Source organism: Pyxidicoccus sp. M6, assembly GCF_055568925.1.
On the sequence record NZ_CM145714.1, the window covers coordinates 837,729 to 852,963 of the forward strand.

Here is a 15,235-nt window from a genome sequence, read left to right on the forward strand (position 1 = left end):
GCTGGCTGGCTGCTCCAGAAGCCAGGCAGTGAGCCGGGTTTCTCAGTCCGTGGGGAGGGGCTGGAAGCCGCGCACGGCCTTCTTGAAGTTCTCCACGTAGGCGTCGCGGTCCTCCTCCGCCACGAGGCACTGGAAGAGGAAGCCGTGCTTCTCTCCCATCAGCAGTGCGTAGTAGTGCGTGTAGTTCCCTCGGGCCGCGGGGTTCTTCTCTCGAGTCACGAACTCATGACCCGTGAGGCCGTCCACCGTCAGCGCGGCGCTGGATTCGATGATGGCGTCCTTGATGACCGACATGCCTTCCAGCTCCGAGCGGGCAAAGGCAGACATGTCATCCCCCATGCTCTTCCTGCGTGGGAAGCGGGAGATGGTGAGGGTGGGCTGCGGCCGGGATGGCTCGGGGGGCTTCCCGTCGCGCGTGTACGTGGCGCCGGCGGCGGTCCGCTGGGCTTCCTTCAGTCCAGGCTGCTCCTTCAGCGTGAAGAGCTTCGGCCCGGGAGGGGCCTCGGCGCTGCGATTCCAGCGAAGGGAGCGCAGGGCGGACTCGATGGGCCCGCTCACCGCCGCCGAGTACTGGTCGCGCCAGTTGGCCTTGACCACGAGCGTGCCGGAGGCGTCTCCCATGGCGAGAATCCACCAGCGGTAGTCCACGCCGTCGGTGGTCTCGGTCATGTGGATGAGAATCCCCGGCAGGCCGTCGACCAACACGTTCTCCCGGGACAGCACCTTTCCGCCCTGGGACTCGAGCGATTCCTTCTGGAAGCCCGGGATGACCGTCGCGCTGGAGAGTGGGTACTCCCGGAATTGGATGGCGGCGTGCATCTCGGGATTCATGAAGCCTGTGAAGCGCGTGGTCTCCACGAAGCCCGCGGGAGGCACCATGGACACATGAGTACCCTTCACCTGGATGGGCTCGGAGGCGTTGTGACGCGCGGGGGGCGCTTCAGGCGTCTTGGTGCACGCGAGGACCGGGCCGGCGGCGACGGCGGCGGCGAGGAGCAGCCGCAGGACAGGGTGTGGGGCGCGAGGTGCCATGGGACGGACGCTGGCAGGTCGGGCGGCGTCCGTTCAAGCAGGCTCAGGTATGACAGGTGCCCTGAGACGTAGGGGCACACAGCTTGGGGGGAAGGAGGCCGCCATGAGCAAGAAGGACGTCCTGCACATCCCACCGGAAGCCCTGCCCACCGCGCCGGACCGCAGCGCCGGCACCGAGGAGCACCCTCCGCATCACGGCCCGCCGCCGATGCAACCGGATGGCGGTCCCGGCAATGGCCCCGGGGCCGGTGGGGACTCGCACATCATCGAGCCCGTGGGCACGCCGCGCCCGTACCCCGGCACCAGCGTGCAGTGAGCGCGCGTTGAACCCTGTGTGAGGGCCGCCGCTCTCCACCACGTCCCATGCGGGCGGGGTGGGGAGCGGAGTTGTTTCAGCCGCCCTTCGCCTTGCGGATGGGCAGGAAGACGGGCTTCCACATCCGCTTCTCCAGGTGTGCCTCCAGGTCCTCCGGGAGCTCTTCTCCGCAGACGCCTTCCTTCACCGCCTGCCGGATGACGGCGATGGCCACCTGCTTGCTCGCGGTGTGGATGCGGTCCATGCGCGGGTAGAGCGCCCCCTGCGCCAGCCGCTGCGCGTCCACGAACTCGCTCAGCGCGAGCGCCGCGGCGGTGAGCATCCCATCCGTCACCCGCTTCGCGCGGCAGGTGAGCACGCCCAGCCCCAGGCCCGGGAAGACGAACGCGTTGTTGCCCTGGCCCACCGGGTACACCGTGCCGTTGAACTCCACGTCGTCGAACGGGCTGCCCGTGGCCACCAGCGCCTTGCCCTCCGTCCAGCGATACACGTCCGCCGGAATGGCCTCGCTGTTGGCCGTGGGGTTCGACAGGGCGAAGACCACCGGATACGGCGTGTTCTTCGCCACCTCGCGGACCACCTCTTCGCCGAACGCGCCGCGCTGGCCGGACAGGCCGAGCAGCACCGTCACCTTCGCCTCGCGCACCGTCTCCAGCAGCGAGGGAATGGCGCCCTGAAGCTTCCAGCCCGCGACGCGTGAGGGCTCCTGCGCCAGCTCGCGCTTGTAGGGCTCCATGCCCTTGCGGTCCTTGAGGATGAGCCCCTTGGAGTCGATGAGGAAGATGCGCTCGCGCGCGGCCTCCACGCTCAGGCCCTGCAACTGCAGCCCGCGCACAATCTGCCGCGCCACGCCGACGCCTCCCGCGCCCGCGCCGTGGATGACGAAGGTCTGCTGCGTCAGCGGCTGCTGGCTGCGCTTCGACGCCGCGAGCAGCCCCGCGAGCACCACCGCGCCCGTGCCCTGGATGTCGTCATTGAGCGAGGGCAGCACGTCCCGGTAGCGCTCCAGCACGTCGAAGGCCTTCTGCTTGCTGAAGTCCTCCCACTGCAACAGCACGCGCGGGAAGCGGCGCTGGAGCGCGGTGACGAAGCGGTGGATGAAGTCGTCGTAGGCCTGGCCCTCCAGGCGCTTCATCCGCACGCCGAGGTACAGCGGGTCATCCAGCAGGTCCTGCCGGTTCGTGCCCACGTCCAGCTCCACGGGCAGCGTCACCGCGGGGTCGATGCCCGCGGCCGCCGTGTACAGCGACAGCTTGCCGATGCAGATGGCCAGGCCGCCGAAGCCCTGGTCGCCGATGCCGAGGATGCCCTCGTTGTCCGTGGCGACGATGAGCTGCACGTCCGGGAAGGGCGTCTCCTCCAGCAGCGAGTCGATGCGGTCGATGTTCTCCGGGTTGACGACGAGCCCGCGTGGGAAGCGGTAGATGCGGCTGAACTGCTCCACCGCCTGCGCCACCGTGGGCGTGTAGATGATGGGCATCATCTCCTGGATGTGGGCGTCGAGCAGCGCGTAGAAGAGCACCTCGCTGCGGTCCTGCAGCGCGCGCAGGAAGACGTGCTTCTCCAGGTCCGTCTTGAAGGACTTGAAGTTGGCGTACGCGCGCGTCACCTGCTCCTCCAGCGAGGACACGTGCGTGGGCAGCAGGCCCAGCAGGCCGAACTCCTCGCGCTCCTCGCGGGTGAAGGAGGTGACCTTGTTGAGCAGCGGCAGTCGCGTGAGCAGCAGCCCCGGGAGGGACGTCTCCAGGTATGGGCGGCCATCGGCGTCGTACTTCTTCTCGTATTGCTTCATGGGCCAGCTTCCATAACGACGGTCCGCCGAAATGGCGATGCCCGCGCGAGGGCGTGCGCGGGCATCGTCCACTGCTTCATGTTCTCGCGGTCCGGTACGCGATTACTTCTTCATGTTGGAGTCCGGCGCCGGGGTGGTGGTGCCGGTGGACGAGTCCGAGCCGGTGTCCGGCGACGTCATGCCGCTGCTGCCGCGCGAGTCGTCCGGGGACAGGGGGGTGTCGTCGCTGGTGTCGATGTCGCCGCTCATGTCACCGGCGCCGGAGCCGCCCGTGCCCGGGTCCAGGGTGGGGTCGGAGCCCGTGGTGCTGGAGCCGCCCGTGCCCGGGTCCGTGGTGGAGCCGGAGTTGATGTCACTGCCGGAGCCGGTGCTGCCCGTGCCCGGGTCCGTGGTGGAGCCCGTGTCGGGGCTCATGCTCGGCTCATCCATGCCCGTGCCGCCGGTGCCCGGGTCGGTGGTGGTCCCGGTACCCGTGCCGGTGGTGTCACCTCCCGTGGTGCCCGTGCTGGTGCCGCTGGTGTCAGTGCCCGTCGTGGTGTCCGTGCCGGTGGTGCTGGGCTCGCGTGTGGCGCCCGAGTCCGACTTGCAGCCGGTACCCAGCGCGAGGAGGCCGGCGGAGAGGGACGCGAGGACGAGCTTCGTCTTGAGGAACTTCATGTGGTTTCTCCCAGTGAGGGGTTGAGGATTCCTGGCTGCTGCTGGTCGGGAACGTGAGCAGCCAAATCCGGGTGTGCAGGGGCCGCTTCTCCGGCTGCCTGCTCTTCGGGCGTCACTGGGAAGAAAACCCGGGGACGACTTGCCGGGTCGGCTTCGTCTATCAGGTACCGGAGTTGGGGCCCTCCAGCCGGGGGCGGTCATCACCGCGGGTGCCTCGAGCGCGGCGGCGCAGGGACTCGCGCCAGCCGGGGGCCAGGGCCTCGCACTCGGCGAGCGCGGCGGCGGCGTCCGGCGTGTGCACGTGCATGGCGTGGTTGGCGAAGGCGACGGTGAAGGCGGGGTAGGGGCGCTCGAGGAGCTCCAGGGCGTCGCCCTCCCGCACGGGGCCTTCTTCGAGGACGCGGAAGTACCAGCCGGTGCGGCCCGTCTCCTGGATGAGGAGCGACAAGTCCTTGCGTCCCCATCGGCGCGCGGGCTTCCAGCAGGGCTGGCGCGGCTGGGACACCTGCACGCGGGCGCCGCCCACGCGCAGCACGTCGCCGATGCAGACCGTGTCCTCCGCGCCGCCGGAGAGGACCCAGTTCTCACCGAAGGCACCCGCGCCCACGTCGGCGCGCTCCAGGCGCTCGCGCCAGAAGTCGTAGTGCGAGGCGGCGTAGGCGAGCACGGCCTTCTCCAGGCCGCCGTGGACCTTGAGGTCCGCCTGGCCGTCTCCAGCGAGTCCCGTGCGCGAGAGCCAGAGCGGGCCAGGCACGGCGTCCTTGAAGATGGCGCTCGTCCACGGCCGCTCCATGGGCGACGCGGCGCCGGCCGTGCCCAGCTCGCGGGGCAGGCCCACGCGCAGCGAGAGGATGCGGGGCGGGGTGGCGTTCATGCCCGCGGGACAAAGCAGGCGCGAGCGCGGGTGTCCAGCGGTGCGGAGGTCTTCCGTAGTGGACTTGCAGACGCATTGGGGGGCCACGCGCCAAGCCGTTCATACACATCTCTGCGTCATCTGCCCGACATGACCGGAAGAACGAGTGAACAGGGCACCAGAGTGGGACGTCACGACAGGGGCTTGAGGTTCTGTTCCTGGCCAGGCAACCCCACCAGCATGATTCTTTTGGGCATGGATGCTGCTAGCGTCCGGCGCATCCACGGACCCGTGGTTTTCTTCGAGTCATCATGCCGACCGAATCGCACGTCCTGACTGTATCGTCCCTCGAGGGCCTCACCGACCTGCCCATGGTCATGGCCTATGGCGACCTGGACGACCATCTGCGTCTGACGGTCCTACTTGCCGCGCAGCTCAGTGCGAAGGTGGAGCCGGGCCTCGTCGAAGTGTGCTTGGCCCGTGGCACACCGTGGCTCAAGAGGAAGAAGGCATTTCAGAACCTGCTTCGAGAGGCGCAAGCTCGCGCGGCCGCGCACTTTGTCTGCCTGGTGGACCCGGATGCCCTCGATATCGGCGAGGTGTTACCCGATGATCGATGGGATGATGCGACCTTCCTGCGCGAGCGGTCGGAGTTCTTTAGCCTGCTCCTGGATTCCTTCGCCGAGGGGGGCTGGCAGTTGGTCCGCCAGGAGCCGCGTCCATGGACTACGAGCAAGCTTGATAGCCGGGATGGCATCGTTGCGGAGACGCCGCGACCTCAACCATTTTCAGCAACCGCGGATGCGCGTCGTCTTGATGCGGCGTTGCAGCCCGTATCCGCAGCGGTGCGGCCTCTTCTTCAGGTCCTTGTCAGTCGTGGGAGACTGCATGCACGAGAGGCTGCGCGCATGTTGGAAGCCTCCACTGCACTCCAGATCGACGATCTTGTGCTGGAGATGGCATACGACGCGCTCAGCCCCGATGCCATCGATGCGGCCAAGCGTCTGGCCTTGCTCAGAGGCCCTCAGCATTGGAACGGAGTCGCAGGTCCATTTGAACAGCGTGACGACGTCACGTCGGTTCTGGAGGCAGGGCCCGCTGGGATTCCTCGTGCCGCCGTGCGGGAGTTGGTCGAGAATCGTTGGGTTGACGTGTTCACGGGGAAAGGTCAGCAGCTTCGGTTCTTGATGGCGAATGTGCTTCGGCGCTTTCTGCTTGCCCGCGCCGCCATCACCCATGCCGAGCGTCTAATCGAAGAACATCGCTGGCTTGCTTCCCGTGAGCCCGCAGACGTCAGCGAGGGCGTGGAGATACATCACCATGCGGTTGAGAGTATGGACCCTCAGCTTGCTCATGCCAGCGCCCGGTACTATGGCGCCGATCTGCGGCAGATTGCCTTCAACTTGAGTAAGAACGAAAATCAGCATCAGCAGGCTGCAGATGTCTATCGAATCATTGTCAATGAGTTCGATGCCGACGATGCCTACGCTTGGGAGTATCTCGGATTCAACCTGGCCTACTCATATGAAGGTAGAGAAATCCCCCCCGGCGTCCGCCAGGAAATCCGGAACGCATATATGCGAGCGAGCAAGCTCGACCCGGACAATCCCCTCTACAAAGGGCGTGAACTGGGATTCCGTGTGCGCATGGGGGAGCGCGTCAACACGGACTTCAAGCGGTACCTCCGGCGTTTTCGTGGCATGGGGCCCATGGCGCTCTCGTTCTTTTCCAAGCCCGTGCTCGAGCCCATGGAGTTCCATCAGCGCCATGCTCTGATTGATGAATGCAGGGCGGAGGACCTGATGCGCCTTCCCGAACTCCGGGAACTCTTCTGATGGCTTCAGCCCACGCGGCTCTCTTTGCGGGATTGCCAGCTCCTCAGCCCGGAGCGCTCACGGTCTACGTTTTTGGTCCCGGTTATGGTGAGTCGCAGGTTCTGGCTCTGCCGGATGGGAAGTGGTTGGTCGTGGATTGCTGTGTGCTCAACGGGGTCAACCTGCCCCTTGAGTTGCTCTGCCACTTCGGTGTCACGTCAATCGATTTGCTTGTCGTCACCCACCCTGACCTTGATCACTACAGGGGGCTTCCCGAACTGCTTCAACGCCTGCAGGTACTCAAGCTGTGGCGCTACCCTGCCTTCCAAACCATGAGGGAGTTGCTCAATTTGCTTGAGAAGGCAGCGCCTGACCCGCGCTTCCCAGAGATGATGAAAGCGCATGACGCGATGGCTCCTTTGATGAGGTCTGTCAAGGGCGAGGAGGTCTCCTACGGCCGGCGGTGGTGGCCCAGGGATGCGCCCTATCAAGTGCATTGCATCGCACCCTGCTCTGCGGAGAAGGCGTCCTGGTTCGAGTCTCTTTCGGAGTTCATCCGGCGGCTCCAGCGTGGAGGTCGGCTCACTGTCGAGGAGACACGCCGGTTCATGGAGCGGGGCAATGAACTCTCGTTGGCCCTCGTCATCTGGTGGAATCAGGTGGGCGTCCTGCTGGGGGGAGACGTCGAGAGTCCAAGCGCGAGTCATCGAGGCTGGAAGGCTGTTCTCGCCAATCTGGCCGAGGATGAAGACCTGGAGGATGGGGGACTGCGCCTGGTTCAAGACTTGCGCATCGTCAAGGTTTCCCACCACGGGTCGGAAGGAGCCTTCTGTGAGGAGGCCTGGGCTCAGCACGGAAAGACGAGGCCGGTGGAACTCGCTTTGGTGACGCGGTTCGACAGGGGAAGGAACCCGCCTCCCCAGACTGCGGGGCTCGACCCCCTGCGGCGCTTCGTGAGTAGGCTTGCCCTGACGTCAGAGCCTTCAGCAGGCTGGTCCGTCGTGACGGGGGCGGGTGGGGCCGTGTTGCGCACCCATCAGGGCCTGGTGCGGCGGCTTGTGTTGCATTGTCGTTCGGACCTCATCCTCCCGCTGGTATTGCCCTCTCGGCCCAAGCGGGATTGTTCGAGCGTCCAACGGTGGCCAGCCCCTGACAGAAAGGGCAGGCGTCCACGCAGGCCGGTGACGGTGAGCGTGGATGGGAGATTGTTCCGGGCAGCCGCGATGGTGCTGGATGCGGCGGCGCCCCGAAGCCCGCTCTCGGAGCGCCGCCTCGCTACGCTAGAAGCCCGTGCCGCCGTCGAGCACGGAGCCGCCCGCCGGAGGCTGGAACGTGCCGGTGCTGCCCGTGGAGTTCGGGCTCACCCCGGGCGTGGTGTAGCCGGAGCCGCCCGTGCCCACGCCCGCGTCCGTGCCCGTCATCGACGTGCCCGAGCCGCCCATGCCCGTCCCCGTCGAGCCCGGGGCCGTCGTGCTGGTGCCCGGCGGCGTGGTGTAGCCCGTCCCCGTCCCCGTCGTGCCCGGAGCCGTCGTGCTCCCCGTCGACGTGCCCGTGTTGGGGTCCTGCGTCGTGGTGCCGGTGGTGCCCGTGCCGGAGCCGCCAGTGCCGGTCCCCGTGCTCGTGCCAGTGCCCGTGCCCGGCGTCGCCTGCGCCAGCGTCACCGGCGCCTCCGTCGCGCTGCACGCAGTGCCCAGCACCAGGGTGCCCGCCAGCGCACCCGCCCACAACCCACCCCGCTTCGTGTGCTTCACCATTGCTGCCTCCCTTCGTGCGTGTGCGACCTTCAGTCCTTCATCCGTTTCAGCGCGTGTGCGTGGCGGGCTTCGAGCCCGGAGGCCCCGCCACCGCGGATTCCTTCTCCTGCGCCCGGCGCGCGCGGTGGCGCCGCAGCCTGCGCTCGGAGAGCACCAGCAGCAGCGCCGGGAAGGCCACCAGCATGATGAGCAGGTTGGTGGCGAAGCCCAGGTTGGCCAGCGCGCCAATGGAGTTGAGGCCGGGATGGTCCGCGAGGAAGAGGGCGCCGAAGCCCATGGCGCTCGTCAGCAGGCCCCCGCAGATGGCCCGTCCCGTCTCCGAATAGACAGCCACGAAGTCACTGCCCGGCGACGACAGGCGCGTGAGCAGGTGCACGCCCGCGTCCACCGTGGTGCCGATGAGCACCGGCATCACGAGGATGTTGAGGTAGTTGAACTTCGCGCCCAGCAGCGGCATCACCCCCAGCAGCGCAAGCAGCGACACCACCGTGGGCAGCAGGCACAGCACCGCCATGCGCAGTCCGCCCAGCGTGGCCCACATGGCCAGCAGCACCGCCAGCGTCGCGCCGCCGAGGATGAGCGGCCCCTCCCGCGTCACCATGTCGATGATGTCCGCCAGCACCATCGCCTCGCCGGCGATGGGGCTGCGCCGGGCGCCCTCGGGGTCCACGGCGCGCACCTCGCGCGCCAGCGCGCGGATGGCCTTCCCGTCCGACAGGCTCACCGACGGGTACACCATGACGAAGCCGCTCGCGCCGCCCTGCCGGCTCAGGAACTGCTGCCGCACACTGGCGGGCAAATCCTCCTGCGTGAAGGGCCGTGCCTGGGACGCGCGGCGCAACTCCGCGAGCTGCTCGCGCTGCTGCGGCGACAGGCGCTCCTCGGGCACGTCCTGGAGCAGCTCCGTCAGCCGTTGGAGCACGGCCTGCTTCGCCTGCTGGTCCGGCGGGACGAGCGACGACAGCGAGGCCACGAAGTCGATGGTGGAGTCCTTGCCATGCTCGCGCTGCGCCTCCTGGAGCGCGTGCACCATGGCCTGCTCCTGCTGGGGCGTGTCGGTGAGCACCACCAGCGGCGTCTGCGAGTAGCCGATGATGCGGTTCACCTCGCGGTCCAGCACGAAGGAGGGAAGGTCCTCGTCCCACAGTGATTGGAAGTCGAAGTCGAATCGCAGCCGGGGCACCTGCGTCAGCAGCGCCGCCAGCAGCACGCCCGACACGGCGGTGATGACCACGCGGTGCCGCACCAGCACCCGCCCCAGGGGGGAGTGGCGCGGCGCCGCCGCCGCGAGCCTGGGCCGCCACTTCCAGCGCGCGGCCAGGCCCATCAGCGCGGGCAGCACCAGCACGTAGGCCGCGACGAGCACCAGCATGCCCACGCCGGCGATGACGCCGAACTCACGGAACGCTCGGAAGCGCGAGGTGCCCAGCACGAAGAACGTCAGCGCCGCCACCAGCGCGGACACCAGCGCCGCGCCGCCCGTATGTGTGAAGGCCTCGCGCGTGGCCGCTTCCGAGGACTCGCCCTCGTTGCGCAGGTGCAGGTAGCGCCCGAGCAGGTGGATGCCGTGCTCGATGCCGAGGCCGCCCAGAATCGCTCCGAGGAAGCCGGTGAGCAGATTGACCTGCCCGTACACCCCCGCGACGAGCCCGTACGTCCACGCGAGGCCCACGCCCACCGGTGCCAGCACCAGCCCCACCGCGAGCGCGCTGCGGAAGTGGAAGAGCAGGTACAGCAGCATCAGCGTCGTGGCCACCGCGGACGACACCGCGATGTCGCGCGTAATCTGCGCCTGCTGGTCGATTTTCTTCTGGAACGTGCCGGTGATGTCGACGCGGAAGTCCTTGCCGTACCTCGACAGGTCCTGCGCGTTCAGCACCTCGCGCACCTCGCCGATGAGGCGGCGCGAGTACGCGAGGTCCGCGGAGGAGGTGTCCGGCTTGGCCAGCAGCACCACGCGGCGCGCTCGAGGGTCCAGGTAGTAGTCCCCCGTGTTGGAGGACAGCCGCTGCCCGGCGCTTCCGCCGTACTTCTTCTCCAGGTCGGAGAAGTCCAGCGACGGAGGCTCCTCGCCCAGCAGGTCCACGAAGAGCGGGTTGGCGCGCTGCTTCTCGTAGGTGATGCGCGCCTCCAGCCGGCGCTCGACCTCCTTCAGGTCTTCTTCAGACAGGAAGTAGAGCGCCCTGTCGCGGAAGAAGGCGCTGGGGCGCTTCACCTCCACGAAGCGGATGCCGGGCAGCGCCTCCAACTTCGGCGCCAGCTCGTCCGCGAAGCGCTGGAGGGACTCGGCGTCGCCTCCCTCGCCCACCACCGCCACCCAGCCGAGCGCACCGAAGCGCTGCTCCAGCGTGTGCAGGTCCTGCACGCTCTCGAACGACTTCGGCAGCAGGTCCGCCAGGTTGGAGTTGAGGTGGAGCTTGAGCGCGAAGACGCCGCTCACCGCGGCCAGCGCCACCGCCACGAGCAGGGCCAGCGCCGGGCGCCGGTGGTTGTAGGCGGCGACTGCGCCGACGGTGCGCTCCACACGCACCATCCACTTCCGCTCCCCCTGAGTAGGCGTCGTCGAGTCGGATTCCATCGCTCGCCAGGGCCCGCCGGCCGGGCCACCGGCCCACCCGGTGGCACGGAGGACGGTGCGGCTTCCCCTCCCCCGGGTGCCCGCTGGAGCGGACCCCATGTCGGGGGGCAACGTGCCCATCACCGGGAGGCGTTGCAGTCTGGCGTCGGCTGCCTGTCCGCTCCCCGGGTGGGCGGCACGGGCCCTGCCCATGGGCCGGATTCGGCCGTCTCAAGGGAGGCATGCACCCGTCTGAAAGATGCCGGATGGACAGTCGGGCATCCGCGCGGAGCCCTTGTTAGACAGGGCCGGTAATTCGTTTCCTAACTTTCCGCCTTCCGGCATAAACGCGTTGACTGGACGGTTTGCGCGTGCCCAAGGTGGGTGGCGTTTCGCCCAGTCAACACAGCGGGTGTCGCAACATGGATGAGAAGCGTTGGTCGGAGCGGTTCGAGGGGACGATTGGTCGCCTGGCCGCACGGAACCACCGGCGGCCTTTCCAGGCCCTGCTTTTGACGCTGGTTCTGACTGTTGCGGGCCTCTTCTTCGCGCGGACGCTGTCCCTGAATGCGGACTTCGTGGGGCTCCTGCCGAAGAACTTCCCGTCCGTGCAGGACATCGACAAGCTGCGCAAGCGCTTCGGTGGTCAGGGCAACGTGGTGGTGGTGGGCATGGGCGCGGAGCCCGAGGCCCTCAAGCGCTTCGCGGATGACATGGCTCCGAAGCTGGGTGAGCTGTCGGAGATCCGCTACGTGTCGTTCCAGCGGCCCAGCGCCTTCTTCAACGAGCACGCGCTGTACTACGTGGACCTCCCGGACCTGAAGACCATCCAGGAGCGCATCGACGCGCGCATCACGTGGGAGAAGGAGCAGGCCAACCCGCTCTTCGTGCGGCTGGATGACTCGCCTCCGCCGTCCGTGGACTTCTCCGACATCGAGCAGAAGTACACCGGCCGCGCCAACCAGCGCCTCTCCGGCCAGGGAGAGTTGTACTACCTGGACACGACGGAGCGCATGGTGGTGCTGATGGCGAAGCCCAAGGGCAGCGCCGCGGACCTGGACTACTCCAAGAAGGTCGTCACCCAGGTGGAGGACTTCCTGGCGAAGCAGGACCTGTCCAAGTACGGGCCGGGCTTCAAGACGGCGGTGACGGGCACCTTCAAGAAGAAGATTGACCAGCAGCGCGTCATCGTCAGCGACCTGGCGAGCGCGTCCACGTTGGCCATGGTGCTGCTGCTGCTCTACCTGGCCTTCCACTTCCGCAGCGCGCTGGCGGTGGGCCTCACCATGCTGCCGGTGATGGCGGGCCTGGCGTGGACCTACGGCTACGTGGGCCTGGCGTACGGGCAGGTGAATCTGCTGACGGGCTTTCTCGCGGCGGTGCTGGGCGGCCTGGGCGTGGAGCACGGCATCCACCTGCTGGGGCGCTACGGCACGCTGCGCGCGGAGGGCATGAACTCCGAGGCGGCGGTGCAGGAGTCCTTCCGGCACACGGGCTTCTCGGCGCTCATCTCCGCGCTGGTGGCGGCGCTGACGTTCCTCAGCCTGGCCATGTCCGAGTTCAGGGCGTTCCGCGAGTTCGGCGTGATTGCCGCGGTGGGTATGCTGGTGAGCGTGTTCTCGTACGTGCTCATCCTGCCGGCGCTGCTGGGGCTGGCGGCGCGCTTCGGCTGGACGCCGCGCATCCACGAGAGCTCGGCGGGTCCGCTGGGGCTGCTGGCGCGGTGGCTGCCGCGCTCGTACCGGGGCGTGCTGCTGGTGGTGGGCGCGGGCGTGCTGGTGCTGATGTCGCAGTCGTACCGGGTGTCGTTCAACTACGACTCGCGCTCGCTGGAGGACTACAAGCAGGCGTCGGCGGTGCTGGACCAGAAGGTGAACCACATCCTCGGCTACTCGCAGACGCCGGTGGTGGTGCTGACGGACTCGCTGGAGATGGAGCGCGAGGTGGTGCGCCAGCTCGAGGCGCGCAAGGCGGCGCGGGGCAAGGACTCCACCATCGACTTCGTGGGCGCGCTGGAGGACCTGGTGCCGCGCCAGCAGGAGGAGAAGCAGCAGGTGCTCCAGGCGATTGCGTCCAAGCTGGGCAAGCTGGACCCGGAGCGACTGCCGGCGGACACGCGCGCCACGCTGACCCGCGCGCTGCACATGGCGGGGGCGAAGCCCTTCACGCAGGCGGATTTGCCCACCAGCGTGCGCCACCAGTTCGAGAGCCTGGATGGGAGCACGGGCGGCGTGGTGCTGGTGTACGCGGGCGGCGTGAGCCTGTCGGACGGCGAGGGCACGCGGCGCTTCGCGAAGGAAGTGCGGGGCCTGCAGATGCCGGACGGCAGCCAGGTGTCGGCGGCGGGTGAGGCGCTCATCCTGGCGGACATCCTGGACATGGTGTCGCGCGAGGGCCCGCGCATCCTGGTGGCGGCGGTGCTGAGCGTGCTCGCGGCGATGTGGCTGACGCTGGGCAAGCTGCGCTCGGCGCTCATCTGCATGCTGCCGACGCTGCTGTCCGTCGTGGGGCTGGTGGGGCTGATGGCGGTGCTGGGTCTGCAGTTCAACTACCTGAACATCATGGTGCTGCCGGTGCTCATCGGCACCACGGTGGACGCGGGCGTGCACCTGATTCAGCGGCTGGGCGAGCCGGGCGCGGACTTCATCTCCGTGTATGGCGAGACGGGCCGTGCAATCACAGGCGGCCTGCTGACGAGCGCCATCGGCTTCGTGGCGCTGATTCTCGCGAAGCACCCGGGGCTGAACTCGATTGGTGATTTGGCCAACCTGGGGTTCGGCATCAACCTGGTCATCGTGCTGCTGGGCTTCCCGTCGCTGCTGCTGATGGTGGAGCGCTGGCGGCGCCGTCACGGCACCACGCCGGAAGCGCCCGAGCAGCCCGCTCCCGAGGCGTGAGCCGCTGGCCGGAGTCCCGGGTCCTGGCTATGAAGCACGGTGAGGCCGCCGCGGTCGAAGCGGCGGCCCTGTGTGAGACCGAGGTAGGGCCATGGCGCAGGGAATGATTCGGAAGGGCGGGCGGCGGTGGCTGGGCGTGCTGCTGCTGGCGGCCGTGTCCGCGTGCAGCCACGGGGACAAGAAGGACAAGTCGGGCGACGTGAAGTGCCCGGAGTCGAGGGACCTCACGTGCATCACCGGCGAGAGCTGTACCCTGGACCGCGAGCGCGGCTGCGAGGTGTGTCAGTGCTCCAAGGCGGACGCGCTCACGCCCACGGACAACCGGCGCCCCGAGGCGATGCAGCCGACCCGGTGGCAGTAGCGGCGGGTCCGGCTGCCCGTTGCGTCTAGCGGGCCTCGGCCGTCGTGCTGGACTCGGGCCGCTGGAAGGCGCCGTCCATGGCCATGGCGTCGTGGATGCGCGCGGCGATTTCGAACGAGTGCAGCCGCGCGGCGTGGTCGTAAATCTGTCCCGACATCATCAGCTCGTCCGCGCCGGTGCGCTGGATGAAGGCCTCCAGTCCACGGCGCACCGTGGTGGGCGAGCCGACGATGGTGCACGAGAAGATGTGCTCCAGGTACGCGCGCTCCGTCTCCGTCCAGCGGCCCTCCATGCTGTCCACGGGCGGCTGGAGCGGACCCGGCGTGCCGCGGTGCAGGTTGATGAAGGCCTGCTGCAGCGAGGTGACCAGCCGCTGCGCCTCCGCGTCCGTGTCCGCCGCGAAGACGTTGATGCCGAGCATGGCGTACGGCTTCTGCAGATGCGCGGACGGCTTGAACTGCGTCCGGTAGAGGTGCAGCGCCTGCATCATGTGGTCCGGCGCGAAGTGCGACGCGAAGGCGAAGGGCAGGCCGAGCGCCGCCGCGAGCTGCGCGCTGAAGAGGCTGGAGCCGAGGAGCCAGATGGGCACGCGCAGGCCCGCGCCCGGCACCGCGCGCACGGCCTGCTGGGGCGTGGCGGGCTCGAACCAGGCCTGCAGCTCCATGACGTCCTGGGGGAAGTTCTCCGAGCTGCTCATCAAGTCCCGGCGCAGGGCCCGCGCGGTGCGCTGGTCCGTGCCCGGGGCGCGGCCGAGGCCCAGGTCGATGCGGCCGGGAAAGAGGGACTCCAGCGTGCCGAACTGCTCGGCGATGACCAGCGGGGCGTGGTTGGGGAGCATGACGCCGCCCGCGCCCACGCGGATGGTGGAGGTGCCGCTGGCCACGTGGCAGATGACCACCGACGTCGCCGCGCTGGCGATGCCCGTCATGTTGTGGTGCTCGGCCAGCCAGTAGCGCTGGTAGCCCCATTTCTCCGCGTGGCGCGCCAGGTCCAGCGTGTTCCGGAGGGCCTGACCGGCGTCACTGCCCTGGGGGATGGGAGAGAGGTCGAGGACGGAAAAAGGAATCATGGCCGTTACCTTTTGGCTTCGAGCCCGCTCTCTAACACCGGTCACGGCCGCGCGCTGGCCGTTGTGGAGGCACTGCCCGCCGTTCCGGAAGGGGTGTCTCCCGCGAACATGGGCACCCGGCAGTCCCCCCGCG

Annotated in this window: 12 protein-coding genes and 1 pseudogene; 5 read left to right on the top strand and 8 right to left on the bottom strand. The window is 68.3% G+C overall.

Annotated features, from left to right (window positions below):
• Positions 1-42 precede the first annotated feature (42 nt).
• Positions 43-1,032 (bottom strand): hypothetical protein, encoded by a 990-nt coding sequence (locus tag ACVTJA_RS03560; protein ID WP_465833777.1) that lies wholly within the window; start codon positions 1,030-1,032, stop codon positions 43-45.
• A 103-nt stretch (positions 1,033-1,135) separates the two neighbouring features.
• Here ACVTJA_RS03560 and ACVTJA_RS03565 point away from each other — a divergent pair, with 103 nt between their 5' ends.
• Entirely contained in the window at positions 1,136-1,348 is a 213-nt protein-coding gene (locus ACVTJA_RS03565) for a hypothetical protein (protein ID WP_465833778.1), read from the top strand.
• A 76-nt stretch (positions 1,349-1,424) separates the two neighbouring features.
• On the opposite strand, the gene ACVTJA_RS03570 is transcribed toward ACVTJA_RS03565, so the two are convergent.
• The 3 genes from ACVTJA_RS03570 to ACVTJA_RS03580 all read right to left on the bottom strand — a co-directional run bounded on the left by ACVTJA_RS03570 (position 1,425) and on the right by ACVTJA_RS03580 (position 4,671).
• On the bottom strand, positions 1,425-3,140 hold the full coding sequence (locus tag ACVTJA_RS03570) for an NAD-dependent malic enzyme (protein ID WP_465833779.1): 1,716 nt from the start codon (positions 3,138-3,140) through the stop codon (positions 1,425-1,427).
• Positions 3,141-3,242: 102 nt separating this feature from the next.
• Positions 3,243-3,797 carry a hypothetical protein gene (locus ACVTJA_RS03575; protein ID WP_465833780.1) on the bottom strand — a complete coding sequence of 185 codons (555 nt, stop codon included), beginning with the start codon at positions 3,795-3,797 and terminating at the stop codon, positions 3,243-3,245.
• A gap of 160 nt (positions 3,798-3,957) precedes the next feature.
• Complete coding sequence (locus ACVTJA_RS03580; protein ID WP_465833781.1) at positions 3,958-4,671, bottom strand: MOSC domain-containing protein; 714 nt, start codon at positions 4,669-4,671, stop codon at positions 3,958-3,960.
• Positions 4,672-4,961: 290 nt separating this feature from the next.
• Between ACVTJA_RS03580 and ACVTJA_RS03585 the strand changes: the two genes are divergently transcribed.
• Together ACVTJA_RS03585 and ACVTJA_RS03590 are read left to right on the top strand one after the other, a co-directional pair.
• Entirely contained in the window at positions 4,962-6,485 is a 1,524-nt protein-coding gene (locus tag ACVTJA_RS03585; protein WP_465833783.1) for a hypothetical protein, read from the top strand.
• Positions 6,485-6,715: pseudogene (locus tag ACVTJA_RS03590) on the top strand (hypothetical protein); the annotation flags it as partial. The gene ACVTJA_RS03585 and the pseudogene ACVTJA_RS03590, both read left to right, overlap by 1 nt.
• On the opposite strand, the gene ACVTJA_RS03595 reads toward ACVTJA_RS03590, so the two are convergent.
• The 3 genes from ACVTJA_RS03595 to ACVTJA_RS03605 form a co-directional block, all read right to left on the bottom strand.
• On the bottom strand, positions 6,683-6,868 hold the full coding sequence (locus ACVTJA_RS03595) for a hypothetical protein (RefSeq protein WP_465833785.1): 186 nt from the start codon (positions 6,866-6,868) through the stop codon (positions 6,683-6,685). The pseudogene ACVTJA_RS03590 and the gene ACVTJA_RS03595 sit on opposite strands and share 33 nt — an antisense overlap.
• An 876-nt stretch (positions 6,869-7,744) precedes the next feature.
• Positions 7,745-8,218 carry an Erp protein gene (locus ACVTJA_RS03600; RefSeq protein ID WP_465833787.1) on the bottom strand — a complete coding sequence of 158 codons (474 nt, stop codon included), beginning with the start codon at positions 8,216-8,218 and terminating at the stop codon, positions 7,745-7,747.
• A gap of 46 nt (positions 8,219-8,264) precedes the next feature.
• Positions 8,265-10,751, bottom strand: a complete 2,487-nt coding sequence (locus tag ACVTJA_RS03605) for an efflux RND transporter permease subunit (protein WP_465833789.1) — start codon at positions 10,749-10,751, stop codon at positions 8,265-8,267.
• 446 nt (positions 10,752-11,197) lie between these two features.
• On the opposite strand from ACVTJA_RS03605, the gene ACVTJA_RS03610 reads away from it, so the two are divergent.
• Positions 11,198-13,672 carry an efflux RND transporter permease subunit gene (locus ACVTJA_RS03610; RefSeq protein ID WP_465833791.1) on the top strand — a complete coding sequence of 825 codons (2,475 nt, stop codon included), beginning with the start codon at positions 11,198-11,200 and terminating at the stop codon, positions 13,670-13,672.
• A gap of 103 nt (positions 13,673-13,775) precedes the next feature.
• Positions 13,776-14,033: a hypothetical protein gene (locus ACVTJA_RS03615; protein ID WP_465833793.1), complete on the top strand. Its 258-nt coding sequence runs from the start codon at positions 13,776-13,778 to the stop codon at positions 14,031-14,033.
• A gap of 25 nt (positions 14,034-14,058) precedes the next feature.
• Here ACVTJA_RS03615 and ACVTJA_RS03620 read toward each other — a convergent pair whose 3' ends face one another.
• Positions 14,059-15,102 (bottom strand): LLM class flavin-dependent oxidoreductase, encoded by a 1,044-nt coding sequence (locus ACVTJA_RS03620; protein WP_465833795.1) that lies wholly within the window; start codon positions 15,100-15,102, stop codon positions 14,059-14,061.
• Positions 15,103-15,235 lie beyond the last annotated feature (133 nt).

Coding starts and splice junctions, on each gene's coding strand:
- ACVTJA_RS03565 (WP_465833778.1), top strand. CDS start 1,136: ATGAGCAAGAAGGACGTCCTGCACATCCCACCGGAAGCCCTGCCCACC.
- ACVTJA_RS03610 (WP_465833791.1), top strand. CDS start 11,198: ATGGATGAGAAGCGTTGGTCGGAGCGGTTCGAGGGGACGATTGGTCGC.
- ACVTJA_RS03605 (WP_465833789.1), bottom strand. CDS start 10,751: ATGGTGCGTGTGGAGCGCACCGTCGGCGCAGTCGCCGCCTACAACCAC.
- ACVTJA_RS03615 (WP_465833793.1), top strand. CDS start 13,776: ATGATTCGGAAGGGCGGGCGGCGGTGGCTGGGCGTGCTGCTGCTGGCG.
- ACVTJA_RS03595 (WP_465833785.1), bottom strand. CDS start 6,868: ATGCGCTTTCATCATCTCTGGGAAGCGCGGGTCAGGCGCTGCCTTCTC.
- ACVTJA_RS03585 (WP_465833783.1), top strand. CDS start 4,962: ATGCCGACCGAATCGCACGTCCTGACTGTATCGTCCCTCGAGGGCCTC.
- ACVTJA_RS03570 (WP_465833779.1), bottom strand. CDS start 3,140: ATGAAGCAATACGAGAAGAAGTACGACGCCGATGGCCGCCCATACCTG.
- ACVTJA_RS03600 (WP_465833787.1), bottom strand. CDS start 8,218: ATGGTGAAGCACACGAAGCGGGGTGGGTTGTGGGCGGGTGCGCTGGCG.
- ACVTJA_RS03620 (WP_465833795.1), bottom strand. CDS start 15,102: ATGATTCCTTTTTCCGTCCTCGACCTCTCTCCCATCCCCCAGGGCAGT.
- ACVTJA_RS03580 (WP_465833781.1), bottom strand. CDS start 4,671: ATGAACGCCACCCCGCCCCGCATCCTCTCGCTGCGCGTGGGCCTGCCC.
- ACVTJA_RS03560 (WP_465833777.1), bottom strand. CDS start 1,032: ATGGCACCTCGCGCCCCACACCCTGTCCTGCGGCTGCTCCTCGCCGCC.
- ACVTJA_RS03575 (WP_465833780.1), bottom strand. CDS start 3,797: ATGAAGTTCCTCAAGACGAAGCTCGTCCTCGCGTCCCTCTCCGCCGGC.